Annotated in this window: 27 protein-coding genes and 1 riboswitch; of the genes, 15 read left to right on the top strand and 12 right to left on the bottom strand. The window is 69.6% G+C overall.

What is annotated here, in order from left to right; translation table 11 throughout:
• The first annotated feature begins 132 nt into the window (after positions 1-132).
• The 4 genes from tsf to ACIQI8_RS17765 all read left to right on the top strand — a co-directional run bounded on the left by tsf (position 133) and on the right by ACIQI8_RS17765 (position 3,743).
• Positions 133-969 (top strand): translation elongation factor Ts, encoded by an 837-nt coding sequence (gene tsf / locus ACIQI8_RS17780; RefSeq protein ID WP_402350951.1) that lies wholly within the window; start codon positions 133-135, stop codon positions 967-969.
• Between the two features lie 189 nt (positions 970-1,158).
• The gene (gene pyrH / locus ACIQI8_RS17775; protein WP_280880123.1) at positions 1,159-1,917 is read left to right on the top strand and encodes a UMP kinase; all 759 of its coding nucleotides are present in this window, start codon (positions 1,159-1,161) and stop codon (positions 1,915-1,917) included.
• 147 nt (positions 1,918-2,064) lie between these two features.
• Positions 2,065-2,622, top strand: a complete 558-nt coding sequence (gene frr / locus ACIQI8_RS17770) for a ribosome recycling factor (RefSeq protein ID WP_280880122.1) — start codon at positions 2,065-2,067, stop codon at positions 2,620-2,622.
• Entirely contained in the window at positions 2,622-3,743 is a 1,122-nt protein-coding gene (locus ACIQI8_RS17765; protein WP_402350947.1) for a phosphatidate cytidylyltransferase, read from the top strand. The genes frr and ACIQI8_RS17765 overlap by 1 nt, the downstream gene beginning before the upstream one ends.
• A 66-nt stretch (positions 3,744-3,809) precedes the next feature.
• Here the strand turns inward: ACIQI8_RS17765 and ACIQI8_RS17760 are convergent, their stop codons facing one another.
• On the bottom strand, positions 3,810-4,175 hold the full coding sequence (locus ACIQI8_RS17760) for a hypothetical protein (RefSeq protein ID WP_402350945.1): 366 nt from the start codon (positions 4,173-4,175) through the stop codon (positions 3,810-3,812).
• Positions 4,176-4,316: 141 nt separating this feature from the next.
• Between ACIQI8_RS17760 and rlmN the strand changes: the two genes are divergently transcribed.
• From rlmN to ACIQI8_RS17735, 5 genes are all read left to right on the top strand, one after another.
• Positions 4,317-5,423 (top strand): 23S rRNA (adenine(2503)-C(2))-methyltransferase RlmN, encoded by a 1,107-nt coding sequence (rlmN, locus tag ACIQI8_RS17755; RefSeq protein ID WP_402350942.1) that lies wholly within the window; start codon positions 4,317-4,319, stop codon positions 5,421-5,423.
• A 38-nt stretch (positions 5,424-5,461) separates the two neighbouring features.
• Positions 5,462-5,569: riboswitch (TPP riboswitch) on the top strand.
• Positions 5,566-6,645, top strand: a complete 1,080-nt coding sequence (locus ACIQI8_RS17750) for a thiamine ABC transporter substrate binding subunit (protein ID WP_402350939.1) — start codon at positions 5,566-5,568, stop codon at positions 6,643-6,645. It overlaps the preceding riboswitch by 4 nt.
• A gap of 53 nt (positions 6,646-6,698) precedes the next feature.
• Positions 6,699-8,300, top strand: a complete 1,602-nt coding sequence (locus ACIQI8_RS17745) for an ABC transporter permease (RefSeq protein ID WP_402350936.1) — start codon at positions 6,699-6,701, stop codon at positions 8,298-8,300.
• A 60-nt stretch (positions 8,301-8,360) separates the two neighbouring features.
• Entirely contained in the window at positions 8,361-9,380 is a 1,020-nt protein-coding gene (locus ACIQI8_RS17740; protein WP_402353966.1) for an ABC transporter ATP-binding protein, read from the top strand.
• Positions 9,381-9,405: 25 nt separating this feature from the next.
• Positions 9,406-10,203: a maleylpyruvate isomerase family mycothiol-dependent enzyme gene (locus ACIQI8_RS17735; protein WP_402350934.1), complete on the top strand. Its 798-nt coding sequence runs from the start codon at positions 9,406-9,408 to the stop codon at positions 10,201-10,203.
• 129 nt (positions 10,204-10,332) lie between these two features.
• Here the strand turns inward: ACIQI8_RS17735 and ACIQI8_RS17730 are convergent, their stop codons facing one another.
• From ACIQI8_RS17730 to ACIQI8_RS17700, 7 genes are all read right to left on the bottom strand, one after another.
• Positions 10,333-11,034: an LAETG motif-containing sortase-dependent surface protein gene (locus ACIQI8_RS17730; RefSeq protein WP_402350930.1), complete on the bottom strand. Its 702-nt coding sequence runs from the start codon at positions 11,032-11,034 to the stop codon at positions 10,333-10,335.
• 160 nt (positions 11,035-11,194) lie between these two features.
• On the bottom strand, positions 11,195-12,316 hold the full coding sequence (locus ACIQI8_RS17725) for an LOG family protein (RefSeq protein WP_402350927.1): 1,122 nt from the start codon (positions 12,314-12,316) through the stop codon (positions 11,195-11,197).
• A 25-nt stretch (positions 12,317-12,341) separates the two neighbouring features.
• A complete protein-coding gene (locus ACIQI8_RS17720) occupies positions 12,342-12,749 on the bottom strand; it encodes a VOC family protein (RefSeq protein WP_402350925.1) in 408 nt (135 codons plus the stop codon).
• A 100-nt stretch (positions 12,750-12,849) separates the two neighbouring features.
• Positions 12,850-14,256 carry a hypothetical protein gene (locus ACIQI8_RS17715; protein ID WP_402350922.1) on the bottom strand — a complete coding sequence of 469 codons (1,407 nt, stop codon included), beginning with the start codon at positions 14,254-14,256 and terminating at the stop codon, positions 12,850-12,852.
• A complete protein-coding gene (locus ACIQI8_RS17710; protein WP_402350919.1) occupies positions 14,238-14,978 on the bottom strand; it encodes an ABC transporter ATP-binding protein in 741 nt (246 codons plus the stop codon). Before ACIQI8_RS17710 ends, ACIQI8_RS17715 begins: the two co-directional genes overlap by 19 nt.
• A 193-nt stretch (positions 14,979-15,171) precedes the next feature.
• Complete coding sequence (locus tag ACIQI8_RS17705) at positions 15,172-16,554, bottom strand: aspartate aminotransferase family protein (protein WP_402350916.1); 1,383 nt, start codon at positions 16,552-16,554, stop codon at positions 15,172-15,174.
• The gene (locus ACIQI8_RS17700) at positions 16,539-17,057 is read right to left on the bottom strand and encodes an Lrp/AsnC family transcriptional regulator (protein ID WP_402350914.1); all 519 of its coding nucleotides are present in this window, start codon (positions 17,055-17,057) and stop codon (positions 16,539-16,541) included. The genes ACIQI8_RS17705 and ACIQI8_RS17700 overlap by 16 nt, the downstream gene beginning before the upstream one ends.
• 170 nt (positions 17,058-17,227) lie before the next feature.
• Here ACIQI8_RS17700 and ACIQI8_RS17695 point away from each other — a divergent pair, with 170 nt between their 5' ends.
• On the top strand, positions 17,228-18,667 hold the full coding sequence (locus ACIQI8_RS17695) for a gamma-aminobutyraldehyde dehydrogenase (RefSeq protein WP_402350911.1): 1,440 nt from the start codon (positions 17,228-17,230) through the stop codon (positions 18,665-18,667).
• A 129-nt stretch (positions 18,668-18,796) separates the two neighbouring features.
• Here ACIQI8_RS17695 and ACIQI8_RS17690 read toward each other — a convergent pair whose 3' ends face one another.
• Positions 18,797-19,339: a hypothetical protein gene (locus ACIQI8_RS17690; protein WP_402350908.1), complete on the bottom strand. Its 543-nt coding sequence runs from the start codon at positions 19,337-19,339 to the stop codon at positions 18,797-18,799.
• Positions 19,340-19,460: 121 nt separating this feature from the next.
• Here ACIQI8_RS17690 and ACIQI8_RS17685 point away from each other — a divergent pair, with 121 nt between their 5' ends.
• The 3 genes from ACIQI8_RS17685 (at position 19,461) to ACIQI8_RS17675 (ending at position 22,790) form a co-directional block, all read left to right on the top strand.
• Entirely contained in the window at positions 19,461-20,117 is a 657-nt protein-coding gene (locus ACIQI8_RS17685) for a response regulator transcription factor (RefSeq protein ID WP_402350906.1), read from the top strand.
• Positions 20,118-20,206: 89 nt separating this feature from the next.
• On the top strand, positions 20,207-21,508 hold the full coding sequence (locus ACIQI8_RS17680) for a sensor histidine kinase (protein ID WP_402350903.1): 1,302 nt from the start codon (positions 20,207-20,209) through the stop codon (positions 21,506-21,508).
• Positions 21,509-21,599: 91 nt separating this feature from the next.
• Positions 21,600-22,790, top strand: coding sequence for a spermidine/putrescine ABC transporter substrate-binding protein (locus ACIQI8_RS17675; protein ID WP_402350900.1), 1,191 nt, complete (start codon positions 21,600-21,602; stop codon positions 22,788-22,790).
• Positions 22,791-22,858: 68 nt separating this feature from the next.
• Here the strand turns inward: ACIQI8_RS17675 and ACIQI8_RS17670 are convergent, their stop codons facing one another.
• From ACIQI8_RS17670 to ACIQI8_RS17660, 3 genes are all read right to left on the bottom strand, one after another.
• Positions 22,859-23,377 (bottom strand): hypothetical protein, encoded by a 519-nt coding sequence (locus tag ACIQI8_RS17670; RefSeq protein ID WP_402350897.1) that lies wholly within the window; start codon positions 23,375-23,377, stop codon positions 22,859-22,861.
• A 472-nt stretch (positions 23,378-23,849) separates the two neighbouring features.
• The gene (locus ACIQI8_RS17665; RefSeq protein ID WP_402350894.1) at positions 23,850-24,881 is read right to left on the bottom strand and encodes a hypothetical protein; all 1,032 of its coding nucleotides are present in this window, start codon (positions 24,879-24,881) and stop codon (positions 23,850-23,852) included.
• 61 nt (positions 24,882-24,942) lie between these two features.
• The gene (locus ACIQI8_RS17660; protein ID WP_402350891.1) at positions 24,943-25,107 is read right to left on the bottom strand and encodes a hypothetical protein; all 165 of its coding nucleotides are present in this window, start codon (positions 25,105-25,107) and stop codon (positions 24,943-24,945) included.
• Between the two features lie 145 nt (positions 25,108-25,252).
• On the opposite strand from ACIQI8_RS17660, the gene ACIQI8_RS17655 reads away from it, so the two are divergent.
• Positions 25,253-25,624: a helix-turn-helix domain-containing protein gene (locus ACIQI8_RS17655; protein ID WP_402350887.1), complete on the top strand. Its 372-nt coding sequence runs from the start codon at positions 25,253-25,255 to the stop codon at positions 25,622-25,624.
• Positions 25,625-25,635: 11 nt separating this feature from the next.
• Positions 25,636-26,202 carry an ImmA/IrrE family metallo-endopeptidase gene (locus tag ACIQI8_RS17650; protein ID WP_402350884.1) on the top strand — a complete coding sequence of 189 codons (567 nt, stop codon included), beginning with the start codon at positions 25,636-25,638 and terminating at the stop codon, positions 26,200-26,202.
• The last annotated feature ends 55 nt before the right edge of the window (positions 26,203-26,257 follow it).

Here is a 26,257-nt window from a genome sequence, read left to right as displayed (position 1 = left end):
AGGGTTGGTGGACGGCGGGGGACGAGGTCATTCGTGACGCCCCCGCCGTTCACCCATAGGTTCGCGATCTACATCTCCGTGTAGATCGTGGATCGGGCAGATCTTCCGACTTCGAGAAAGACTTAACGACTCATGGCGAACTACACCGCCGCCGACGTCAAGAAGCTTCGTGAGCTCACCGGCGCCGGCATGATGGACTGCAAGAAGGCGCTGGACGAGGCCGACGGCAACGTCGAGAAGGCCGTCGAGGCGCTCCGGATCAAGGGCCAGAAGGGCGTCGCCAAGCGCGAGGGCCGCTCCGCCGAGAACGGCGCCGTGGTCTCCGTCATCGCCGACGACAACTCCTCCGGCGTGCTGGTCGAGCTGAAGTGCGAGACGGACTTCGTCGCCAAGAGCGAGAAGTTCCAGGTCGTCGCCAACCAGATCGCCGAGCACGTCGCCGCGACCGCTCCGGCCGACCTGGCCACCCTGCTCGCCTCCGAGATCGAGGCCGGCAAGACCGTCCAGGCGTTCGTGGACGAGGCCAACGCCAACCTCGGCGAGAAGATCGTCCTGGACCGCTTCGCGGCCTTCGCCGACGGCTTCGTGACCGCGTACATGCACCGCACGATGCCCGACCTGCCCCCGCAGATCGGTGTCCTCGTCGAGTTCGACAAGCCGAACGCCGAGGTCGCCCGCGGCATCGCCCAGCACATCGCCGCCTTCGCGCCGAAGTACCTGGCCAAGGAGGACGTGCCGGCCGAGGTCGTCGAGACCGAGCGCCGCGTCGCCGAGGAGACCACCCGCGCCGAGGGCAAGCCCGAGGCCGCGATCGCCAAGATCGTCGAGGGTCGCGTCAACGGCTTCTTCAAGGACGCCACGCTGCTCGGTCAGCCGTACGCGCTCGACCCCAAGAAGTCCGTCCAGAAGGTCTTGGACGAGGCCGGTGTCACCCTGAAGCGCTTCACGCGCATCAAGGTCGGCATCTGAGTCCGTGCCGCGATCGGCGCCCGGCCCCGATAGGGTCGGACGCAGTCGTCCGGTACGCCGTCACGCGCGCGCGTGACGGACGACAGCAGATCTGACGAGGAGGCCATTGCCGAGCATGGGATGCGATCGACACCCCACCGGCAGTGGCCTTCTTTGTATGCGCACGACGTGAAAGAGGCGGGATCTCCCATGACCACCAAGCCCCAGAAGAGCGACGACGGCAAAGTACGCGGCCGGTTCATGTTGAAGCTGTCCGGAGAAGCCTTCTCCGGCGGCGGGGGCCTGGGTGTCGACCCCGACGTCGTGCACAAGATCGCGCGTGAGATCGCGGCCGTCGTGCGGGACGGCGCCCAGGTCGCCGTCGTCATCGGCGGCGGCAACTTCTTCCGCGGTGCCGAACTCCAGCAGCGCGGCATGGACCGGGCCCGCTCCGACTACATGGGCATGCTCGGCACGGTCATGAACTGCCTCGCCCTCCAGGACTTCCTGGAGAAGGAGGGCATCGACAGCCGGGTGCAGACCGCCATCACCATGGGCCAGGTCGCCGAGCCCTACATCCCGCTGCGCGCCGTGCGTCACCTGGAGAAGGGCCGCGTGGTCATCTTCGGCGCCGGTATGGGCATGCCGTACTTCTCCACCGACACCACCGCCGCCCAGCGCGCCCTGGAGATCGACGCCGAGGCGCTGCTGATGGGCAAGAACGGCGTGGACGGGGTCTACGACTCCGACCCGAAGGCCAACCCCGAGGCCGTCAGGTTCGACTCCCTCAGCTACGGCGAGGTCATCACCCGCGACCTCAAGGTCGCCGACATGACCGCGATCACGCTGTGCCGCGACAACAAGCTTCCGATCCTGGTCTTCGAGCTTCTGGCCGAGGGCAATATCGCCCGCGCCGTCAAGGGTGAGAAGATCGGCACCCTGGTGGGTGAACAGGGCGGCCGGGACTGACGGGCAACACCACCCACGGACCCTGACCGGGGGATGGACAATGTCCTGCCGGTCGGGAACCGTGCAGAAAGAAGACGCGACGCAGCCGGCCGCCGCCCCAACAAGGAACCGCAGCCGGGCCTCACTCAAGACACGCAGGAGCAAGTGGTGATCGAAGAGACCCTCCTCGAGGCCGAGGAGAAGATGGAGAAGGCCGTCGTGGTCGCCAAGGAGGACTTCGCCGCGATCCGTACCGGTCGAGCGCACCCGGCGATGTTCAACAAGATCGTGGCCGACTACTACGGTGCGCCGACGCCGATCAACCAGCTGGCTTCGTTCTCCGTGCCGGAGCCGCGCATGGCCGTGGTGACCCCGTTCGACAAGACCGCCATGCGCAACATCGAGCAGGCGATCCGCGACTCGGACCTGGGCGTCAACCCGAGCAACGACGGCAATATCATCCGGGTGGTGTTCCCCGAGCTGACCGAGGAGCGCCGCAAGGACTACATCAAGGTCGCCCGCACCAAGGCCGAGGACTCCAAGATCTCGATCCGCTCGGTGCGCCGCAAGGCCAAGGACACCATCGACAAGCTGATCAAGGACGGCGAGATCGGTGAGGACGAGGGCCGCCGTGCGGAGAAGGAGCTCGACGACACCACGCACAAGTACGTCGCCCAGGTGGACGAGCTCCTGAAGCACAAGGAAGCGGAGCTGCTCGAGGTCTGATGAACGACTCTTCCTGGGGGGCGCCGCCGCAGACCGGGTACTGGGGGCCGTCCGACCAGGGGCCTGTCCAGGGGGCTGCCCCGGCGGGTCCCGCCTACGATGCGCCCAAGGCGCAGCAGACTCGCCCCATGCCCATCGTGCCCGACGGACCCGCGTACGGCGGAGACCAGGATGACGACCGGGGGGCCGCTCACACGGGCGGTCCCTTGTTCCGCGACGAATCGCCGCAGGCGCAGCCCTACGCCGCGCCGCAGAATCCGGAGCCCATGTCCGACGCCCCGCAGCCGGCGCCCCGCCCGCAGAAGAAGAGCGCGGGACGCGACCTGGGTGCGGCCATAGGAGTCGGCGTCGGGCTCGGTGCCGTGATCGTCGCGTCCCTGTTCGTCGTCAAGGCCGCCTTCGTCGGGGTGATAGCGGTCGCCGTCGTCGTCGGCCTGTGGGAGCTGACCAGTCGGCTCCAGGAGCGCAAGGGCATCAAGGCGCCCCTGGTCCCGCTGGCGCTCGGCGGCGCGGCGATGGTCGTCGCCGGGTATGTCCGGGGCGCCGAGGGCGCCTGGGTCGCCATGGCGCTCACATCGCTCGCCGTCCTCGTATGGCGTATGACGGAGCCGCCGGAGGGCTACCTCAAGGACGTCACGGCGGGCATCTTCGCGGCCTTCTACGTGCCGTTCCTGGCCACGTTCGTCGCGATGATGCTGATGGCCGACGACGGGGCCTGGCGCGTCCTGACGTTCCTGGTGCTGACCGTGGTGAGCGACACGGGCGCGTACGCCGTCGGCTGGCGGTTCGGCCGGCACAAGCTCGCGCCGCGCATCAGCCCCGGCAAGACCCGCGAGGGGCTGTTCGGCGCGGTGACCTTCGCCATGGTGGCGGGGGCGCTGCTCATGCAGTTCCTGATCGACGACGGCACCTGGTGGCAGGGCCTGCTGCTGGGCCTCGCGGTCGCGGCCACCGCCACGCTGGGCGACCTCGGCGAGTCGATGATCAAGCGGGACCTCGGCATCAAGGACATGGGCACGCTGCTGCCGGGCCACGGCGGCATCATGGACCGCCTGGACTCGCTCCTGCCGACGGCTCCGGTGGTGTGGCTGCTGCTGGTGCTGTTCGTGGGGTCCGGCTGACGGATCGAACCGCCGGAGCCCCCGCCTGCTCGTCGGGCGGGGGCTCCCGTGTGTTCTACGGGGGTTCTACGAGCAGACGTCCTTGAACTCGTCGGCCGCCTTGTCGATCGCGTCGGAGTCGGGGTGCTCGCCGTGCAGCACGGCCTTGTTGTAGTCCGCGATCGCCTTGTTCAGGTCGCGCACGGCCTTGCCGACCTCGCTGTCGTCGGTCCTTACCTCGATCTCGTCGAGCTGCTGGGAGTCGGGCGTCTCGTGGATCGCCCTGAGGCCGTCGACGAAGTCGTCGTAGGTCCGTGCGCAGTCCAGCGAGTCGCCGAGGGCATCCGGGTCGTCGGGGTCGCACCCGGTGGCGAGCCCGACGGTCAGGGCGACGGCTGCCACGGCGGAGGCGATGGTGGTGATACGGCGTCGGCGGCGGAGGTCGGCGGCCATGGACGGTCCCCTCGTGGAAGGCTCGGGTGCTGCTCTGTGGGCTCCACGATTCCGGGGGGAGGGGTGCCGGGACGATGACGTAGGCACCCGTATCCACAGTGGAGCGGGCTACACCGGGGGATCTGCGACACTGGATGGGTTATGCCTGCACCCGGAGAACTCACTTTCGTAGCCCCGCGCGGAGCCAAGAAGCCGCCGCGGCATCTCGCCGATCTCACTCCCGCCGAGCGCAAGGACGCCGTGGCCGAGGTCGGGGAGAAGCCGTTCCGTGCCAAGCAGCTCTCGCAGCACTACTTCGCGCGGTACGCGCACGACCCGGCGGAGTGGACCGACATCCCGGCCGGCTCGCGGGAGAAGCTGCGGGACGCGCTGCTGCCCGAGCTGATGACGGTCGTGCGGCATCTGTCGACGGACGAGGGCACCACCCGCAAGACGCTGTGGCGGCTGTTCGACGGGACGCTCGTCGAGTCGGTGCTGATGCGGTACCCGGACCGGGTGACCATGTGCATCAGCTCGCAGGCCGGCTGCGGGATGAACTGTCCGTTCTGTGCCACCGGGCAGGCGGGGCTCGACCGGAATCTGTCCAGTGCCGAGATCGTCCACCAGATCGTGGACGGGATGCGGGCGCTGCGGGACGGAGAGGTGCCCGGCGGGCCGGCGCGGCTGTCCAACATCGTCTTCATGGGGATGGGCGAGCCGCTCGCCAACTACAAGCGGGTCGTGCAGTCCATCCGCGCGCTCACCGATCCCGCCCCCGACGGGCTCGGGCTGTCGCAGCGCGGGATCACCGTGTCGACGGTCGGGCTTGTGCCCGCCATCCACCGGTTCGCCGACGAGAGCTTCAAGTGCCGGCTCGCGATCTCGCTGCACGCGCCCGACGACGAACTGCGCGACACCCTCGTCCCCGTGAACACGCGGTGGAAGGTGCGCGAGGTCCTCGACGCCGGGTTCGAGTACGTGCAGAAGAGCGGGCGCCGGCTGTCCATCGAGTACGCGCTCATCAGGGACATCAACGACCAGGCCTGGCGCGGGGACCGGCTGGGCCGGCTGCTGCGGGGCAAGCCCGTGCACGTCAACCTGATCCCGCTGAACCCGACCCCGGGCTCGAAGTGGACCGCGTCCCGGCCCGAGGACGAGAAGGCGTTCGTCGAGGCCATCGCGGCGCACGGGGTGCCGGTCACCGTCCGGGACACCCGTGGTCAGGAGATCGACGGGGCCTGTGGCCAGCTGGCGGCCACCGAGCGGTAATCTTTACTCCGTACGTACATCTTCATATGCGACATCTTCATATCCGACAGGGGAGCGCGACAGCGCTGAGAGTGCGGCAACCGGGCCGCAGACCCTCTGAACCTCGCCCAGGTCATTCTGGGTAGGAAGTTCGGTCATCACTGTGAACAGCAAGAAGTACTGGGCTGCCGTCGTCTGCCTCGGTCTCGTCACGCTCTGCGCGTGCGGATCGTCCGACGGCGGCAGCGGCTCGTCCGCCGGCTCCAAGACCGTCACGCTCGTCAGCCACGACTCGTGGGCCGTCTCCAAGAGCGTGCTCCAGGACTTCGAGACGAAGTCCGGGTACAAGGTGCGGGTCCTCAAGGACGGCGACGCCGGACAGGCCGTCAACAAGGCCATCCTCACCAAGGACAACCCCCAGGGCGACGTCTTCTTCGGCGTCGACAACACCCTGCTGTCCCGAGCGCTGGACAACGGGCTGTTCCAGCCGTACGAGGCCAAGGGGCTCGGCCAGGTCGACAGCGCGTACCAACTCGACGCCGGCAAGCACCGGGTGACGCCCATCGACTACGGCGACATCTGCGTCAACTACGACAAGAAGTACTTCGCCGACCACAAGCTGGCCCCGCCCACGTCCTACGACGATCTGATCAAGCCCGCCTACAAGAACCTCCTCGTCACCGAGAACGCGGCCACCTCCTCGCCCGGCCTCGGCTTCCTGCTCGGCACGGCCGCCAAGTACGGCGACGACGGGTGGGAGGGCTACTGGAAGAAGCTCAAGGCGAACGGCGTCAAGGTCGTCGACGGCTGGGAGCAGGCCTACAACGAGGAGTTCTCCGGTTCCGCCGGCGGCAAGAAGGCCAAGGCCGACCGGCCGCTCGTCGTGTCGTACGCCTCCTCGCCGCCCGCCGAGGTCATCTACGCCGACCCCAAGCCGACGACCGCGCCGACCGGGGTCGCGACGGGCACCTGCTTCCGGCAGATCGAGTTCGCGGGCCTGCTCAGCAACGCGAAGAACACCGCGGGCGGCAAGGCGCTCATCGACTTCCTGGTCTCCAGGGAGTTCCAGGAGGACATGCCGCTGAACATGTTCGTCTACCCGGTGCTCAAGGGGGCGGCCGTGCCCGCCGAGTTCACCGAGTACGGGCCTGCCGCGAAGGATCCCGAGACCGTGGCCCCCGACAAGATCGCCGCCGACCGCGACCAGTGGGTCAAGTCGTGGACGTCACTCGTACTGAAGTAGCCGGCCCCGCGGTTCGCGCGGGCCGTACGGGGAACGCGGCGCGGCTCGGGCTCATGGCCCTGCCCGTCGCGTTCTTCGGCGTCTTCTTCGCCTGGCCGGTCGCCGCGATCGTCGCGCGCGGCCTCAAGGTCGACGGGGTATGGCAGTTCGGCCGGATCGTCGACGTCCTCGGGCAGTCCGACATCCGGCACGTGCTGTGGTTCACCACCTGGCAGGCGCTCGCCTCCACCGCGCTCACGCTGGCGATCGCGCTGCCCGGCGCTCACGTGTTCGCCCGCTACGACTTCCCCGGCAAACACGTCCTGCGCGCGGTCGTCACCGTCCCCTTCGTGCTGCCGACGGTCGTCGTCGGCACGGCGTTCCTGGCGCTGGTCGGGCGCGGCGGACTCCTCGACGAGCTGTGGGGCGTACGCCTGGACACGACCGTCTGGGCCATCCTGCTCGCGCACGTCTTCTTCAACTACGCGGTCGTCGTACGGACCGTGGGCGGGTTGTGGGCGCAGCTGGACCCGCGGCAGGAGGAGGCCGCCCGGATGCTCGGCGCCTCGCCGCTGCGGGCCTGGCGCAAGGTCGTGCTGCCCGCGCTGGCGCCCGCGGTGGCCGCCGCCGCGCTGATGGTCTTCCTGTTCACCTTCACCTCCTTTGGGGTGGTGCAGATCCTCGGCGGACCGACCTTCTCCACCCTGGAGGTGGAGATCTACCGGCAGACCTCCGAGATCTTCGACCTCTCCACGGCCGCCGTCCTCACGATCGTGCAGTTCGTCGCGGTCGGCGCGATCCTCGCCGTGCATGCCTGGACCGTACGGCGGCGGGAGACCGCGCTGCGGCTGGTGGACGCGTCCGTGACGGCGCACCGGCCGCGCGGGGCCCGGCAGTGGGCGCTGCTGGCCGGTGTCCTCGCCACCGTCCTGGTCCTCCTCGTGCTGCCGCTGGCCGTGCTGGTGCAACGCTCCCTGGACGCCCCGGACTTCGGCTACTACCGGGCCCTCACCTCCGACGACGGCGGGACCTTCCTCGTCCCGCCGATCGAGGCGGTCGGCAACTCCCTCGGATACGCCCTCGCAGCGACCGGGATCGCTGTACTGATCGGAGGTCTCGCCGCCGCGGCCCTCGCCCGGCGGGACGCCGGCCGGCTGGTGCGGGGCTTCGACGCGCTGCTGATGCTGCCGCTCGGGGTGTCCGCGGTGACCGTCGGGTTCGGCTTCCTGATCGCCCTGGACGAGCCGCCGTTGGACCTCCGGAGCAGCTGGGTCCTGGTGCCGCTGGCCCAGGCACTGGTGGGCGTGCCCTTCGTCGTACGGACCATGCTGCCCGTGCTGCGGGCCGTGGACGGGCGCCTGCGGGAGGCGGCGGCGGTGCTCGGGGCCTCGCCGTGGCGGGTGTGGCGCGAGGTCGATCTGCCGCTGGTGCGGCGGGCGTTGCTGGTCGCGGCCGGGTTCGCGTTCGCGGTGTCGCTGGGCGAGTTCGGGGCGACGGTGTTCATCGCGCGGCCCGACAACCCCACGCTGCCGGTCGCGGTGGCGCGGCTGCTCGGACGGCCCGGCGACCTCAACTACGGCCAGGCGATGGCCCTTTCGACGATTCTGATGGTGGTGTGCGCGGTGGCGCTGCTGATCCTTGAGCGGCTCCGCACGGACCGGACGGGGGAGTTCTAGATGCCGTCGGACATTCGGCCGAACATTCCGCTGACGCCGAACATGCCGCTGAGGCCCAGCATGCTGCTGAGCCTTGAGGACGCGACCGTGCGGTTCGGTGAGCGGGCCGTGCTCGACGCCGTCGGCCTCGATGTCGCCGAGCACGAGATCGTGTGCGTGCTCGGGCCCAGCGGCAGCGGCAAGTCGACGCTGCTGCGGGCGGTGGCGGGCCTGCAACCCCTCACCGCCGGACGGGTGTTGCTCGACGGGCACGACCAGGCGGGGGTGCCGGCGCACCGGCGGGGCGTGGGCCTGATGTTCCAGGACCACCAGCTGTTCCCGCAGCGGGACGTGGGCGGCAACGTGGCCTTCGGGCTGCGGATGCACGGCGCCTCGAAGAGCGAACAGGCGGAACGGGTACGGGAGTTGCTCGACCTCGTCGGACTGCCGGGCGCCGGGCGTCGGGCCGTTGGCTCGCTCTCCGGCGGCGAGCAGCAGCGTGTTGCGCTCGCCCGTGCGCTGGCGCCCCGGCCACGGCTGCTGATGCTGGACGAGCCGCTCGGACAGCTCGACCGGTCCCTGCGGGAGCGGTTGGTGGTCGAACTCCGGGAGCTGTTCGGCCGGTTGGGCACCACCGTGCTCGCCGTGACCCACGACCAGGGCGAGGCCTTCGCGCTCGCCGACCGGGTCGTGGTGATGCGGGACGGGCGGATCGCGCAGTCCGGTACGCCCCTTGAGGTGTGGCAGCGGCCGGTGGACGAGTTCGTGGCCCGCTTCCTCGGCTTCGACAACGTGGTCGAGGGCACGGTCGCCGGGCAGTTCGCGGTCACGCCCTGGGGGAAGCTCCCCGTTCCCGACGGCGCCCGACAGGGGTCGCGCACGCTCCTCGTACGGCCCGCCGGCGTACGCCTGTTGCCCGCCGACGAGGGGCTGCGCTGCACGGTGACCGCGCGCACCTTCAAGGGCACCCATGTCGCCGTGCACCTTCAGCCGGCGGACGCGCCCCGGCTGGAGGCGGCGTGCGCGCTGCGGGAGGCGCCGGAGGTGGGGGACGCGGTCGGGGTGGAGTTCGACCCGGCCGAAATCGTCGTACTCGGCTGATCGCCGCATCCGTAGGGTGCGGGGCATGACGCTGCTCGCACATGACCGCTACTGCGCCGAGATCGCCCACCAGGTGGCCGGGTTGAGAGCCGTGGTGACATCCGGCGCCGACCTGGCCGCTACCGTACCCACCTGCCCCGACTGGTCGCTGGAACAGCTCGTACAGCATGTGGGCGTCGCCCTGCGCTGGACGGAGCACATGGTGCGTACGCGGGCCCAGGAGCCCGTCCCCGGCGAGCGGGTGCCCGGGATCGGCGGCCCCGAGGCGCGCGGGGACGCCGCCGCGCTGGACGCGTGGCTCGCCGAGACCGGTGAGCTGGTCGTGGGCACGCTGCGGGAGGCCGGGCCGGACACGAAGGTCTGGGGATGGGCCGGAGCGCTCGACGCGGGCTTCTGGGCCCGCCGGATGACCCACGAGATCACCGTCCACCGCGTCGACGCCACGCTCGCCGCCGGGCTGCCCTACGAGGTCGCGCCGGAGGTGGCCGCCGACGCGATCGACGAGTGGCTGGAGATCGTGACGTACATCCAGCGCACGCGACCGCACCCGGCGGCCGAGGAGTTGCGCGGACCGGGCCGCCGCAGTCTCCACCTGCACGCCACCGACACCGCCCCCGAACTCGACGCCGAGTGGCTGGTCGAGCTCACCGAGGACGGGGTGTCCTGGCGGCGCGGCCACGAGCGCGCGACCGTCGCCCTGCGCGGGCCGCTCACCTCCGTGCTCCTCGGCTTCTACCGTCGGCTGCCGCTGGACAGCCCGGAGTTGGAGGTGCTCGGCGAGCGCGAGCTGCTGGAGTTCTGGCTGGAGCGGGCGACGTTCTGAGCCGGCGGCCCGCCTCGGATGCCGGGACGCGCCTCAGGCGCGGTGGCATGCCGCGGGCACGGTGACATGCCTGTGGCCCGCCCCCTCGGTGTTCCGGGGACGGGCCACACGCGTGACCTACGGGAGGCGTCAGCGACCGCTGTTGGCCCCACGACGGCGCATGCCGAAGAAGACGGCTCCGCCACCGACGACGACGAGGGCACCGGCGACACCGGCGATCATCGGGGTGTTGGAGTTGGCACCGGTCTCGGCGAGGTTGGAGTCACCGGCCGCCGGGGACGGCGCGTTGCTCGACGTGTCGGCGGGAGTGGTGGTGCTCTCCGACGGCGACGGGGTCGGGCTCTCGGACTCCTCGGCCGGGGGAGTGGTCTCCTCCGACGGCGGCGGCGTGGTGGCCGGCGGGGTGGTCTCGTCCTTCGAGCAACCGGCGGACGGGGTCTTCAGGTTGTCCGCGATGTCCTTGTCGACGATCGGGTGTTCCTTGTCCTTCCCGGCCGTGACGTGGATGCGGTACTCCGCGTTCGGCGACCAGTCCTCGTTGAAGGTGATGGTGACACCTTCACGGGAACCGACGACGTCCTGCTCCCCGACCTGCTTGGAGTCGGCGCCGTTGTTCTCGAGGAACACGGTGATGGTCGCGGGGGTACCGGAGGCGTCCTTGTCGGTGACGGTGATGACGCCCTTGCTGCCGTCGCACTTGGCTTCGGCGGAGAACTCACTGATGTTGCAGGCGAGCGCGTTGCCGGCAACACCCAGCGCGAGAGCGGTGGTGGCGGCGGCAACGCCCAGGACGCGCGCTGAACGGCGTGCGGTGCGGCGAGATATGGACACGTTTGCCCTTCACGGATGAGCAACTGCGGGGGGCTTGAAAGAGAACCGGGGCGACGTGGCGACGAGACTTCACGTTCCCCAGGGGACTCACAGGTCTATAAGCGTTCCATAAGGAGTGTCAATGCATATGCACACTTGGTGCGTTGGCTTTGCCTTCTTATTAACCTGCGAGACGTTTCAAGGCCTCCGGAGCCTCCTCGATCCGGTCAACGAGGGCGATACGGGACTCCATCGACCGTTCCCGGGCGAGCGCCCGCAAGAGGGGCCACGCCGGCAACCGCTCGGTCCAGTGCGCCCGATCGACCAGCACCATGGGGGTCGGTTCACCGCGTGACTCGTAGTAGTTGGGCGTCGCGCTGTCGAAAATCTCCTGTACGGTCCCGGCGGCGCCCGGCAGGAAGATCACGCCCGCGTTGGAGCGGGCCAGCAGGCCGTCCTCGCGGGTGGCGTTCGCGAAGTACTTGGCGATGTGCGAGGCGAACGGGTTCGGCGGCTCGTGGCCGTAGAACCACGTCGGGATGCCGATCGAGTGGTTGCCCTTGGGCCAGCGGGTGCGCACCTCGAAGGCGCGCCGGGCCCAGTCGGTGATCGAGGGGCTGAACGACGGGGAGGCGGCCAGCAGTTCGCACGCCTCGTCCAGCACGGCGTCCTCGTAGGGCGCCGCGTAGGCGCCCAGGTTCGCCGCCTCCATCGCGCCGGGCCCGCCGCCGGTCGCCACGGTGAGGCCGGCGCGGCTCAGCTCACGGCCGAGGCGCGCGGCACCGGCGTACGCGTCCGTCCCGCGCGCCATCGCGTGGCCACCCATCACGCCCACCACCCGCGTCCCGCGCAGGAGTTCGTCGAGGGCGTCGGAGACCGAGTCGTCGTGGACGGCGCGCAGCATGGACGCGTATATGTCGCCGTCGGCCTTGGTCCGCTGGAACCAGGCGTACGCGAGCGCGTCCGGGGTCCGCTCGTACCCCTTGTCGAGCGAGGCGAACAGCTCGTCGGGCGTGTAGAGGCGGCCGCGGTAGGGGTCGAAGGGCAGGTTCGGGACCGGCGGGAAGACCAGGGCGCCGTCGGCGCGGACCTTCGCGGCGGCCTCCTCGCGCATCGGGCAGCCCAGGAAGACGGCGCCCGCGGTGTCCGTGGTGAGCAACTCCCGCGTACGGTCCGTCAGATCGACGGCCTGGACGCGGTGTCCGGCGAGGGTGCCGCGAGCTGAGACGGCCGCGTCGAAGTCCTCGACCGTCTCGATCTCGCGTTCGTCGTGGGGGGCCGCATGGGCCGGGCTCGTCTGCACGCGCCCATGCTAGAGACCTCGGGGGTCAGCTCTGGACCACCGCCGGATCCATCCACATGACCTCCCAGCCGTGGCCGTCGAGGTCGTTGAAGGAACGGCCGTACATGAAGCCCTGGTCCTGGACGTCGTCGTTGGCGGTACCGCCCGCCGCGACCGCCTTCTCCACCAGTTCGTCGACCTTCTCGCGGCTTTCGGCGCTCAGACACAGCAGCACCTGGCTGGCCTTCGTCGCGTCCACGATCTCCTTGTCGGTGAAGGTGGCGTAGAACGGCTTGGTGAGCAGCATCGCGAAGATGGTGTCGCTGATCACGACGGAGGCCGCCTTCTCGTCGCTGAACTGCGCGTTGAGCGTGTAGCCGAGCTCCGTGTAGAACTTCTTCGACGCGTCGAGGTCGTTCACGGGCAGGTTCACGAAGATCATCTGCTGGTACATGGCTGGAAGGCTCCCGTCGAGTGTGTGTCGTTCTGTGGGGTAGACCGGGGGCCTGCGCACAACTCATCGGTGCCCGGAGATTTTTTGGCGGGTCAGCGGGTCAGCGGGTCAGCGGCAGGGCCGCGAGTTCGGCCACGACCAGGGTCAGCGGGACGAACAGCGTCAGCAGGGCGCCGGCCCGGATCGCGGCGGCGCTGCGCAGCATCGTGGCGGGGGCGCCGAGACGGACGAGCGCGGCGGTGGTCTCGGCGCGAGCGTGCTTCGCCTCGACGGCCGCGGTGAGCAAGGTCGCCACGGTGCAGCCGGTGACCAGGAGGGTGCCGAGGGTGGTCAGCGGGCCGAAGTCGGGGCCGTTGGTGTCGTAGAGCGCGGTCATGGCGTACGCGCCGGCCGCCACCGCGCAGACGATGCCCAGGGGGCGGCCGATGCGGGTGGACTCCTCCATGAGGACCCGACCGGCGAGCAGGCGTAGGGCGCCGGGGCGGGCGGACTGGAGGAGGCGTCCGCAGAGGTGGGTGAGGCCGGGGGCGGCCAGGGCGAGGCCCAGGGCGGCGAGGGCGAAGCCGGTGAGGATGGCGGGGGTGCCGGTGGTGACGCCGCCGGGGAGGGACAGGCGGGGGGTGGGGGTGGCGCGGCTCGCGTACGCCTCCACAGCCAGGCCGGCGGCGAGGATGGCGATGCCCCAGGGGAGGCCGGCGGGGGCGGTGCGCGGCGCGGCGAGGTCGGAGGAGGCGGGTGCGGGGGCCGGCGGTTCGGTGGTGCGGTCGGCCTCGGCTTCCGCAGGGGCGTTTCCCTCGCCCGCCCGCGCTTGCGGGGTGCCGCCTCCCTGTGGGCCGGGCGCCGCCCCGGCCGCACGACTGTCCGCAGGCTGCGCCTGTGCCCGTAGGCGGGAGCCGAAGCGGCCGTATGTTCCGAACGTCTCGCGTGTTCCGGAGCGGTCGTACGCTCCGAAGCGGCCGTATGCGCGGGTCGTTCCGCGTGTCTGTGCGGGCCGTGCGTCCCGTGGGCGCAGCACCAGTGCGACCGTCGCCGACGCGATCGCCGGGACCAGCGTCAGGAGGGTCAGGGCCGCGGGCAGGGGCAATGGGCTGTCCGCCGCGAGGAATTGGGACGCCGCGCCGTCGAACGGCATGCCCGTGAGGTCGCCGCGGAGGTGGAGGAAGAAGAGGAGGGCCAGCATCGAGCCGAGGAGGCAGGACAGGGCCGTGGTGAGGGCCGAGACGGCCATCAGGCGGCCCGGGCCCAGGCCGATCGCCGCTAGGCCGGGGCGGGGCCTGGTGCCGGGGTCGGTGCGGGCCACCGCCACGGCGAAGTGGACGGTGGCCGCGAGCGGGGTCAGACACCAGGCCAGCCGCAGCAGCGAGGCGCCGGGGTCGCCGGGGTGGCTCATCGCGTAGCCGAGGGTGCACAGGAGCAGGAAGCCGGTGCCCGCCGAGGCCAACGCGACCAGCAGGCGGCGCAGTTGTACGGCCGGGTGGGCGCCGCGGCTCAGGCGGAGAGCGAGCACTCGGGCCGGCCTTCCGCCTCGGTGACTGGGGGCAGGTGGACGGTGTTCACGCGCCGTCCGTCCAGCAGGGTGATCGTGCGGTCCGCCAGGGCCGCCGTGTCCGCGTCGTGGGTGGCCAGCACGACCGTGATGCCGTGCGAACGGGCCGCCGTGGTGAGCGTGCGCAGCACCTGGGCGCGGTCGGCGCGGTGCAGCGGGGCCGTCGGCTCGTCCGCGAACAGGACCGTGGGGGCCGGGGCGAGCGCGCGGGCGATGGCCACGCGCTGGCGTTCCGACTGGAGGAGTTCGTGCGGGCGTTTGCGGGCCCGGTCGCCGATGTCCAGGCGCTCCAGCCACTCCAGGGCGGCGACCTTGGCGCGCCGGCGGCTGGTGCCGCGCAGCATCAGGGGGAGGGCGGCGTTCTCCCAGACGTTCAGCTCGGGCACGAGCAGGGGCGCCGGGTCGATCCAGCCGAAGCGGTCGCGGCGCAGCCGTTCGCGGGTCATCGGGCCCATGGTGTGCACTGGCACGCTGTTGAACCACACCTCGCCGCGCTGGGCGGGCACCAGCCCGGACAGACAACGCAGCAGCGTCGTCTTGCCACTGCCCCGGGGGCCGCTGACGGCGAGGATCTCGCCCTGCTGGACGCCGATCGAGACACCGCTGAGCGCGGGCGAGCCGTCCTTGTGCTGGAAGTGCAGGGCGCGTGCCCAGAGCACGTCGTTGTCCGGCGGGGCCACCATCCGCGTACACCTCGTTCAGATCCGTATTTCCCGTATCGCATCCCCCGTGTGGGGGAACGAGGACAGGACCGATCGGTTACCAGGCACGCTAGGGAGCCGGAGGCACGACCCCGGACAGCACGCGGCCCGGGGTGCACCCTTCTCACTCGTACGGGTGCACCCCGGGCCGTATAAACCGTTGAACCGCCGGAGGCTAGAGCTTGGTCCACGCCTCCGTCAGGACCTGGCGGACGATTCCCTCGATCTCGTCGAAGGTCGACTGGTCGGAGATCAGCGGCGGCGACAGCTGGATGACCGGGTCACCGCGGTCGTCGGCGCGGCAGTAGAGGCCGTACTCGAAGAGCTTCTTGGAGACGAAGCCGTAGAGCACGCGCTCCGACTCCTCGTCCGTGAAGGTCTCCTTGGTGGTCTTGTCCTTGACCAGCTCGATGCCGTAGAAGAAGCCGTTGCCGCGGACGTCGCCGACGATCGGGAGGTCGTGCAGCTTCTGCAGGGTCTGCAGGAAGTTGGCCTCGTTGTCGAGGACGTGCTGGTTGAGGCCCTCGCGCTCGAAGATGTCGAGGTTGGCGAGGCCGACCGCCGCGGAGACCGGGTGGCCGCCGAAGGTGTAGCCGTGCAGGAAGGTGTTGTCGCCCTTGTAGAACGGCTCGGCCAGGCGGTCGGAGATGATGCACGCGCCGATCGGGGAGTAGCCCGAGGTCATGCCCTTGGCGCAGGTGATCATGTCCGGCACGTAGTCGAACTTGTCGCAGGCGAACATCGTGCCCAGGCGGCCGAAGGCGCAGATGACCTCGTCCGACACCAGCAGCACGTCGTACTGGTCGCAGATCTCCCGCACCCGCTGGAAGTAGCCGGGCGGCGGCGGGAAGCAGCCACCGGCGTTCTGCACGGGCTCCAGGAAGACCGCGGCGACTGTCTCCGGGCCCTCGAACAGGATCTGCTGCTCGATCTGGTCGGCGGCCCAGCGGCCGAAGGCCTCGGGGTCGTCGCCGAAGAGCGGGGCGCGGTAGATGTTGGTGTTCGGCACCTTGTGCGCGCCCGGCACGAGCGGCTCGAAGGGTGCCTTGAGGGCCGGCAGGCCGGTGATGGACAGGGCGCCCTGCGGGGTGCCGTGGTAGGCGACCGCGCGGGAGATGACCTTGTACTTGGTCGGCTTGCCCTGCAGCTTGAAGTACTGCTTCGCCAGCTTCCAGGCGGTCTCCACGGCCTCGCCGCCACCGGTGGTGAAGAAGACCTTGTTCAGGTCGCCGGGGGCGTGGTGGGCCAGGCGCTCCGCGAGCTCCACGGCCTTCGGGTGGGCGTACGACCAGATGGGGAAGAACGCCAGTTCCTGCGCCTGCTTGGCGGCGGCCTCGGCGAGCTCGGCGCGGCCGTGACCGGCCTGGACCACGAACAGGCCCGCGAGACCGTCGAGGTAGCGCTTGCCCTTGTCGTCGTAGATGTAGGTGCCCTCGCCCCGGACGATGGTCGGGACGGGCGCGTTCTCGTACGAGGACATGCGGGTGAAGTGCATCCACAGGTGGTCGTACGCGGTCTTGCTGAGGTCCTTCTGGCTCACGGTTATCGGGTTCCCCACATGTAGGTCTGCTTCTTCAGCTTCAGATAGACGAAGCTTTCGGTGGAGCGCACGCCGGGCAGTGACCGGATGCGTTTGTTGATGACGTCCAGCAGGTGGTCGTCGTCCTCGCAGACGATCTCGGCGAGGATGTCGAACGAGCCCGCGGTCATCACCACGTACTCGACCTCCGGCATGTCGGTCAGCGCTTCCGCTATGGACTCGACATCGCCCGCCACGTTGACGCCCACCATCGCCTGCCGGCGGAAGCCCACGGTGAGCGGGTCCGTGACGGCGACGATCTGCATCACGCCCTGGTCGAGCAGCTTCTGGACGCGCTGGCGCACGGCCGCCTCGGACAGGCCGACGGCCTTGCCGATCGCGGCGTACGGCCGCCGGCCGTCCTCCTGGAGCTGCTCGATGATGGCGAGGGAGACGGCGTCCAGGTGCGGACTGTTGCCGTTCCTGGACTCGCGGGAGTCCCTGTGCTCTGCGCTTCGACTGGCCACGACCTCACTGTGCACGAGGTCTCAACGGTTCCGCAAGGGCGGACCGATGAAATTCGTTGTTTACGTGACGGAGACCTACGGATTTCGCAGTAATGCGGTGACCAGGGGTGTTGAAAACGTGGGGCGGCGGATTAGGGTGGGTGTCTCAGTCAATGGACGGTTCGACCCCTGACAGGAGGCCGGCAGTGAGCACGGAGCTGCGTCGTCTGCGCAACTACATCGACGGTGAGTTCAAGGACGCCGCCGACGGACGGACCACCGAGGTGGTCAACCCCGCGACGGGCGAGGCGTACGCGACCGCGCCGCTGTCCGGACCGGCGGACGTGGACGCGGCGATGGCCGCCGCTGCCGCCGCCTTCCCGGCCTGGCGCGACGCCACCCCGGCCGAGCGGCAGAAGGCCCTGCTGAAGATCGCGGACGCCTTCGAGGAGCGCGCCGAAGAACTGATCGCGGCCGAGGTGGAGAACACCGGCAAGCCGATCGGCCTCACGCGGTCCGAGGAGATCCCGCCGATGGTCGACCAGATCCGCTTCTTCGCGGGCGCGGCCCGGATGCTGGAGGGGCGCTCGGCCGGCGAGTACATGGACGGGTTGACGTCGATCATCCGCCGCGAGCCGGTCGGCGTCTGCGCGCAGGTCGCGCCCTGGAACTACCCGATGATGATGGCGGTGTGGAAGTTCGCGCCGGCGCTCGCGGCGGGCAACACCGTCGTGCTGAAGCCGTCGGACACGACCCCGGCGTCGACGGTCCTGATCGCGGAGATCATCGGCTCGATCGTGCCCAAGGGCGTCTTCAACGTCGTCACCGGCGACCGCGACACCGGCCGCCTGATGGTCGAGCACCCCACTCCGGCGATGGCCTCCATCACCGGGTCCGTGCGGGCCGGCATCTCGGTCGCCGAGTCGGCGGCCAAGGATGTCAAGCGGGTCCACCTGGAGCTGGGCGGCAAGGCGCCGGTCGTCGTCTTCGAGGACACCGACATCGCCAAGGCCGTCGAGGACATCTCCGTGGCGGGCTTCTTCAACGCGGGCCAGGACTGTACGGCGGCCACGCGCGTGCTCGTGCAGGAGGGCATCCACGAGGAGTTCGTGGCGGCGCTCGCCAAGGCCGCGGCCGAGACGAAGACCGGGCAGCCCGATGACGAGGACGTGCTGTTCGGCCCGCTCAACAACCCCAACCAGCTCAAGCAGGTCTCCGGGTTCATCGAGCGGCTGCCCGCGCACGCGAAGGTGGAGACGGGCGGTCACCGGGTCGGTGACGTCGGCTACTTCTACGCGCCGACCGTCGTCTCCGGGCTGAAGCAGGACGACGAGATCATCCAGAACGAGGTCTTCGGACCGGTCATCACCGTCCAGTCCTTCACGGACGAGGACCAGGCGGTGGAGTGGGCCAACGGCGTCGACTACGCGCTCGCCTCCTCGGTGTGGACGAAGGACCACGGGCGGGCCATGCGGATGTCGAAGAAGCTCGACTTCGGGTGCGTGTGGATCAACACCCACATTCCGCTGGTCGCCGAGATGCCGCACGGCGGATTCAAGAAGTCCGGCTATGGCAAGGACCTTTCGGGCTACGGCTTCGAGGACTACACGCGGATCAAGCACGTGATGACGTCGCTCGACGCGTAGGCCTCCGGCGGTTGTACGGGTACGAGGCGCGGCCCCGGACGGTGAACTCCCGTCCGGGGCCGCGCCGTTCCCCCTCCGCGGTGGCCGTGGTGGTTGTGCTGGCCGTGCTGGGTGTGACTGATGCGATGGTCAGGCGGCACTGAAGCCGCTCTCGGTCAGTGACGGGAGGCCTTCACCCGGCTTGCCGGGCTTGCCCGGGGTCGGCAGCGGTGGCAGGTCGGCCGGGTCCGGGAAGGTGATGCCGGCCTTCCCCAGGATCGGGCCGCAGGCCTTGAGCGCCTTGCGGTAGCTCTTGGACGTCGGGTCGAAGTCCGGGCTCTTGACGCTCACCTTCAGCAGGATGCCGCCGTCGTCGCCCTTGGACGCCTCGAAGTCCGGGAAGACGGACTGGCCTTCCTCCTTCATGCAGGTGGCGAAGTCGTCGTTGGCGGTGTTGAGGTCGTCCGGGGCCTGGGCCGTGGGGTTGTACTTCACCGCGAGGCGGGCGCCGTGGGGTGGTTCGGTGGGCTTGGCGTCGTCGCCCTTCTCCTTGCCTACGCTCACACCCGGGGCCTTGGCCGTCGACGTGCCGGACGCCTGGGCGGCCGTTGCCCCGACCGTACCCAGTGCGGCGGCCGTCAGTACGACGATGCCGAGGGCGAGGCTCTGCGATCGGGTCGCCGGAGCGCGCATGTGGTTCCTCCTGTGGTCAGGCGTTGTCGTGTGCGGAACTCAGGCAACTCCCCGTGCGGTTACAGCAGCGGAACGGTTTCCCTTATCCGTGTGTAACCCCCCGCCCGCCACACTGACGGCCATGCGTGTGCTGCTGGTCGAGGACCACGAAGAGCTCGCCGAGACGGTGGCCGCGGGGCTGCGCCGCGAGGGCATGGCAGTCGACCTCGCCCTTGACGGGAACACCGCCCTCGAACGTGCCGGGATCAACGGGTACGACGTCGTCGTGCTCGACCGCGATCTGCCCGGTCTGCACGGCGATCAGGTGTGCCGACGGCTGGCCGGGAGCGACAGCCGGGCCCGGGTGCTGATGCTCACCGCGTCCGGGACGGTGGCCGACCGGGTCGCGGGGCTGGGGCTCGGCGCCGACGACTATCTGTCCAAGCCGTTCGCCTTCTCCGAACTCGTCGCGCGGATACGGGCGTTGGCGCGCCGCGCGCAGCCGGCGTTGCCGCCGGTGCTGGTTCGCGGAGAGCTCCGGCTGGACCCTGCGCGGCGGGAGGCCAGCCGGGCCGGGGGCCAACTGCCGCTCAGCCCGAAGGAGTTCGCCGTGCTCGAACTGCTCCTCGGGGCGCAGGGGGCGGTGGTGTCCACGGAGGAGTTGCTGGAGCGGGGGTGGGACGAGGCGGCCGATCCCTTCAGCCAGACCGTGAAGGTGACGGTGAGCAGACTGCGCCGGAAACTGGGGGAGCCACCGTTGATCGAGACGGTGGACCGGGCCGGGTACCGGATCCGGTGAACGGCTCTACGAAGGTGTCCGCGTGGAGGGGCCTTGTGAGGGTGCCCGCGTGGAACGGGCTTATGAGGGTGCCCACGTGGAACGGCCTAATGAAGGTGCCCGCGTGGCGCCCGCGCAGCATCCGGTGGCGGCTGACCCTGCTCTACAGCGCCCTGTTCGTGGCGGCGGGCGCGCTGCTCCTGGGCTTCGTCTACGGCCTCGCCGCGCACTCGGCGGGGGTCCACCGGACCGTCTCCTCGGTCGAGGGACCCGGCATCCCGGAGGCGGGCGCCCTGCCCACCGCCCCCGCCACCGTCAGCGCCTTCGCCGAGATCATCCGCGAGGACCAGCTGCACGACCTGCTCGTCTACGCGGCCCTCGCCCTCGCCGCGATGGCGCTGGCCTCCGTCGCCCTGGGGTGGGTGATGGCCGGGCGGGTGCTGGCGCCGTTGCGGACGATGACCGCCACCGCCCGGCGGATCTCGGCCGACAACCTGCACGAACGGCTCGCCGTGGCGGGACCGGACGACGAGTTGAAGGCGGTCGCGGACACCTTCGACGACGTACTGGCGAGGCTGGCGGGTTCGTTCGAGGCGCAGAAGCAGTTCGTCGCCAATGCCTCGCACGAGCTGCGTACTCCGCTCACGCTCCAACAGGCCGTCGTGGACGTGGCCTTGGCCGACCCCGATGCCTCGGCGGACGAACTGCGGGGCGCGTTGCGGCGGGTGCGGGCGGCGGGGCAGGAGCAGGAGCGGTTGATCGACGCGCTGTTGACGCTGGCGCGGAGTCAACGGGGGCTGGAGCGACGGGAGTCGGTGGACCTGACGGCCATGGTGAGGGACCGGCTGCCGGTCGTGGACGGTTGTCGGGTCGAGGCGCGGCTGGAGCCGGCGCCCGTGCTCGGGGATCCGCAGTTGATCGAGCGGCTGGTGGTCAACCTCACCGAGAACGCCGTGCGCCACAACCTGCCGGCGGGGGAGGACGGATGGGTGAGCGTGTGGACGGGGGTGGACGCGGCGGGTCGGCCGGGGCTGCGGATCGAGAACAGTGGGCCGGTGATTCCGGCGGATCAGGCGGCGGGGCTCTTCGAGCCGTTCCGGCGGCTCGGTCCTGAGCGGGTTGCACCGCAGGCCTGGGCCCGCTCGCGGGGTCCGGGGGGTCCGGGGGGTGCGCAGAGTTCGTGGGCTTCGCAGGGCTCGCAGGGTTCGCGGGGGAGGGGGCGGGAGCGGGACGGGGTGGGGCTCGGGCTGTCGATCGTCGCGGCCGTCGTCGCGGCGCACGGGGGGCGCGTATGGGCCCGGACCCGGCCTCGGGGTGGGCTGACGGTGGAGGTCAGTCTGCCGGGCCGGGGGACGAGGGAGGGGGCGTCGGCTGCGGTCACGCCGGTGGACCCGGCCTTGCCGCGGGCTTGACCCGCCGTATCGACAAGGTGTCGGACCTGTGCGGTGCCGCTCGACGCTGCGTCGATTGTCCGGGCACAGACGGGGGCGGCATCCTTCGGGAATGGCCCTCTCAGCGAAGACTCCCCCGCCCTCCCGCCGGACCCTGCTGCGCGCGCTCGGCGGGACCGCGGTGCTGGGCGGTCTGGCCGGCTGCGGGGTGCCCGCCGCGTACGTGAGTCCCGGGGAGCGGGCCGGGGCCGATCTCTCCGCCTCGGACCACCGGCTGACCTGGTCGAACTGGCCGCTGTACATCGACACCGATGACGACGACTCCAGCAAGCGGCCCACGCTGGACGCCTTCGAGAAGCGCACCGGGATCTCCGTCGACTACATCGAGGAGATCAACGACAACGACGAGTTCTTCGGCAAGATCAGCCCTGCCCTGATGAACCACCAGCAGACCGGCCGGGACCTGATCGTCATCAGCGACTGGATGTGCGCGCGGTTCGTGCGGCTGGGCTGGGTGCAGGAGATGGATCGCGCGCGGCAGCCGAATGTGGCCAAGTACCTTGACCCGCTGCTGCGTTCGCCCGCCTTCGACCCGGGCCGTAAGTACACGGTGCCCTGGCAGTCCGGCATCACCGGCATCGCGTACGACCGCCGCAGGGTGGGCCGCGAGATCCGGCACGTGAAGGACCTCTGGGCGAGCGACCTCAAGGGGCGGGTGACGCTGCTCTCCGGCCTCGACGAGGCGTTCGCGCTGCTCATGCAGGGCAACGGCGTCGACATCACCAAGTGGACCGCCGACGACTTCCACGCCGTCTGCGACGAGGTCGAGAAGTACGTCAAGAACGGCCAGATCCGCCGCTTCACCGGCAACGACTACACCAAGGACCTGGTCAGCGGCGATGTCCTGGCCTGTCAGGCGTACTCGGGCGACGTGATCCAGCTCCAGGCCGACAACCCCGACATCCGCTTCGTCGTCCCCGAGGAGGGCGCGGAGCTGTGGTCGGACTCCCTGATGATCCCCGACCTGGCCCGCCACAAGACCAACGCCGAGCGGCTGATCGACTACTACTACGAGCCGAGGGTCGCCGCGGAGCTGGCCGCCTGGGTGAACTACGTCTGTCCCGTCCCGGCCGCCCAGGACGTCCTGGCCTCCTCCAAGGACAAGGACACCGCCGCCCTCGCCGAGAACCCCCTCATCTTCCCGGACACCACGATGCGCAAGCACCTGGCCATCGCTCGGGACATCACCTCGAAGGAACGGGTGGACTTCGCGAAGGAGTGGAACCGGATCGTGGGGTTGTGACGCGCCGGGAGGTCCCGCTGTGACGAGGATTTTTAGTTGGCACAAAAGAGGGATAGTTGGCACCAAGATCACGACTGTTCGCCGAGGTGACGGCGCATCACCTCGACGCACACGGCTCGGGCAGCGGTTGATCGGTCACGCGGATACGGTGCCCCGAGGTTCATGCCGCTGTCGGTGGTGATCGGCGGCTGGTCCCACGCGAGGCTCATCTGCGCGCCGGCCTCTGCTCGGGCCGTGGCCACGAGCGTCGCGTAGGGCTCCGCGACGGCCGATGCCTCAATCTGGAGCCACGCCTGGTGGAAGGCCATCCGAGCCAGCAGGCCGCTGACCTCGTCGGTGAGCTGCTGCCGTACGGCGGAGGAGGACTTGGGACGTCGCCGTATGCGGTATGGCATCTCCAGGTACTCCTCGACCGCAGTCAGAGCTTCGGCGAAGGTCTTCGCCCGGCGTTCCCTGCGTACGGCCCGCTGGTTGAGGGCGTACGTGAGGTAGGCGCCGAGGAGGGCGATGCAGGGGACGATCAGCGCGGCGGTCTGGGCCCACGTCCAGCCGCCGTCCGTCGCCTGTGCCGCCGCGATGACCGCCACGCACCACTCCCCGGAAAGCCGTGAGGAGCATCCTCCACCAGCCACTGGCCGCCCTGCTCACCGCCGGTGAGCCGCCAGTAGTGTTCGAGGAACAAGTGTGTGCGGACTATCTCGATGAGGTCCAGCAGCCCTTTCGAACTCGTCCACCGACGCTCCTCCGGGTCGCGCGGATACCAGAGGCAGAGGGCGCCGTCCGCTCTGTAGCGGTGTTTTGACAGGACTCCCGGCTTGGCGTGGACGCGCGGGAAATCCTCGGGCCGCTGGTCGTAGGTGGGGTAGGGCGGGGCCGCGTGGAAGCGGATCCGGATGTCGATGGGGTCGGGCTCGCCTATGACGTCGAGTCCGGTGATCCTGTACGTCAACGAACCTCGGTCGTAAGTGTGTTGGAGTGCGTCGCCGAAGTGGTGCCGGGCGTCACGTTCGAGCGGGGCCCACCATGCCGGCTGGACCCCGTACCAGAGGGGCATGGTGGTCAGTCTCCCCAGGCCCGGGTCCGGGTCGGAGTGACGAGCCGGGTGGCGAGCCCCAATCCCGATGCTGCCGTACCGCCCGCGAGGACCGTCTGCGCAAGGCGCCCGGCCTCCTCCTGAGTACCGTCCGCGTCCGGCACGAGCTCCGGGAGCACCTGGTGCAGTGCGTGCTGCGCACTGAGCGGGCGCCCGGCCTTCTCGTGCTCGATCGCGAGGTCGATGTACTCCCTGGCGGTGCGCAGCCGCTTGTGCACATCCCGGCGCGGCATGTTGAGCGGGATCGGGCCGGCCACACCGGCCGGGTCGGGCGTCGGGCCCTTGTCGATCTCGTCCGCGGCGTAGGTGAAGAAGATCTGCAGCGCGTTGATGAGCGGCATGGGCTTGTCGAGGCACCCGAGGCAGAGGGCCTTGATGTTCCACGAGCACATGGGCTTGCTGTGCGTGCAGTTCCAGTGCTTCAGCAGTCGGACTGTACGCGCGAAGACGACCTCGGTGTCCTCGATGGCCTGGAGCACCATCCGGGTGTGGGTGATCGGGTCGGCACGGTCCCACTGGTCCGCGATCTTCGTGTTCGGGATGTACAGCCCCCGGCCCGAGGGGTGCGGGAGCGCGGTCATCACGTCCGCGGTGAAGTCGGCCTGCCCCGGTGTGACCGGGTCGCCGAAGCGTACGAGTACGGCGCGGCGGCGGCCTTCGACCTCGATGGTGAGCTTGTGGAACTCGTCGTCGAGGTCCTCGTGGATCACCTCGCGGACCTTCTCCATGAGGTCCAAGGGGCCCTTCTTGCCGGGACCGTACGGCTCGGCGTCCCTCTCGGTGAGGACGACGCCGAGGTCGACGTCGGTGAGGGGGGTGTTGGCGTCGCCGTGCGCGACGCTCCCGTTGTAGTAGGTGGTGGAGCCGGAAAAGGCCCGGCGTGCGGACGTGGCCAGGAGCAGGCGGCGGCGCTTGGCCTCGGCGAGTTCCTTGTCGGTCACCTGGATCTTGCGGCGCCCCTCCTCAAGGAGCTGCGCAAGGGTCTCTTCGCTAACCATTGATACCTCCTTGTGCGCTGGTGGGAGACGAGATTCGACCTCCCACCAGCGCGAGATGCTCCTACTTCTCGCGGCGGACACCCTTGAACGGCGTGCCCCCTGCCTTCCCGTCGATGAAGCGGCCGTTCTCACCTCGCTTTGTCCACGTGGCGGTCCGGGGATTGAGGACCTGGCTCCGCCGGGAGACGCTGCCGCGACGGAATCCCTTGCCGGTGTTCGTAGCCATATGGCCACCACCCTTCGTCATTGACGCCTAGCCGATTGCAAGATCGGCATCAGTACCGATCTTGCAATCAGAAGCGTAAGGGGTGTGATTCGACTTTCGCAAGCGATACCTGATGTGTAACCATGCGTGGAGAGAGGAGGAGATCGTGAACGAGCGAATTGCAGCAGGACGGTTTGACGCGGTCGCGTTTCACACAGCCCTGGATCGCACACGTCAGGAGCGCGGCCTTCTCTGGAAGGACGTGGCCCAGCGGGCGGGTGTCAGCGCCTCGACTCTGACGAGATTGGCTCAGGGGCGGCGCCCCGACGTGGACGGGCTCGCGGCTCTTGTCACATGGGCCAATCTGAGCGCCGATGATTTCGTTCGCCGGACCGACGAACCGCGCAGTCAAGACACGTTGACCAAAGTGGCTACGCATCTGCGGGGCGATCGCAACCTCACTCCTGAGGCCGCGGAAGCCCTCGAAGCTCTGATCACCGTCGCCTACAACCAGTTGGTGACCGATCAGCCGGAGTAGGGGGGCTCCCTATGTCGTTGCGTCATGGCTTCAAGGCTGAAGCCAATCGCTTGGCGGTGCAGATGCGGAGGGAGTTGGGACTCCATCCCGCCGCACCGCTCGCGCCCGCGCAACTCGCTGAACACTTGGCGATCCCGATCAAGACCTTCAGCTCGGCGATCGCGCATGACGCTCGCATTGAGCGACTCCTCACGACCGAGCGGGAATCCTTGAGTGCCCTGACTGTGCACGCAGGGCCGCGGCGTGAGATCTGGGTGAACGACTCCCACGATCCGGGACGTCAGAACAGCTCAGCCGATCACGAGATCGCCCATGCCCTGTTGATGCATCCACCCGGTCCGGCGCTTGACGTTCTCGGTTGTAGGCACTGGGACGGTGAGGTCGAAGGGGAAGCGGATTGGCTGGCGGGATGTCTTTTGATCACCAACGAGGCGGCCTGGTCCATAGCCAGGAAGCGGCTTAGTCCTGAGGCGGCGATGCTTGCGTACGGGGTCAGCAGGAGCATGCTGACCTGGCGTATGAACATGAGCGGTGCGAACGCTCGGCGGGGACGATCGGCTAGTGCTGTGACCGCATAGGTTCGCCGGGTTGACGGCGGCCTGGCCTACGAAGCCTGCTTCCATGCCGGTCGTG

The sequence above is a fragment of the Streptomyces sp. NPDC092369 genome (assembly GCF_044755245.1).
GTDB lineage: Bacteria > Actinomycetota > Actinomycetes > Streptomycetales > Streptomycetaceae > Streptomyces.
Note: the sequence above shows the minus strand (reverse complement) of the source record. Positions and strands in the feature narration are given on the sequence as shown.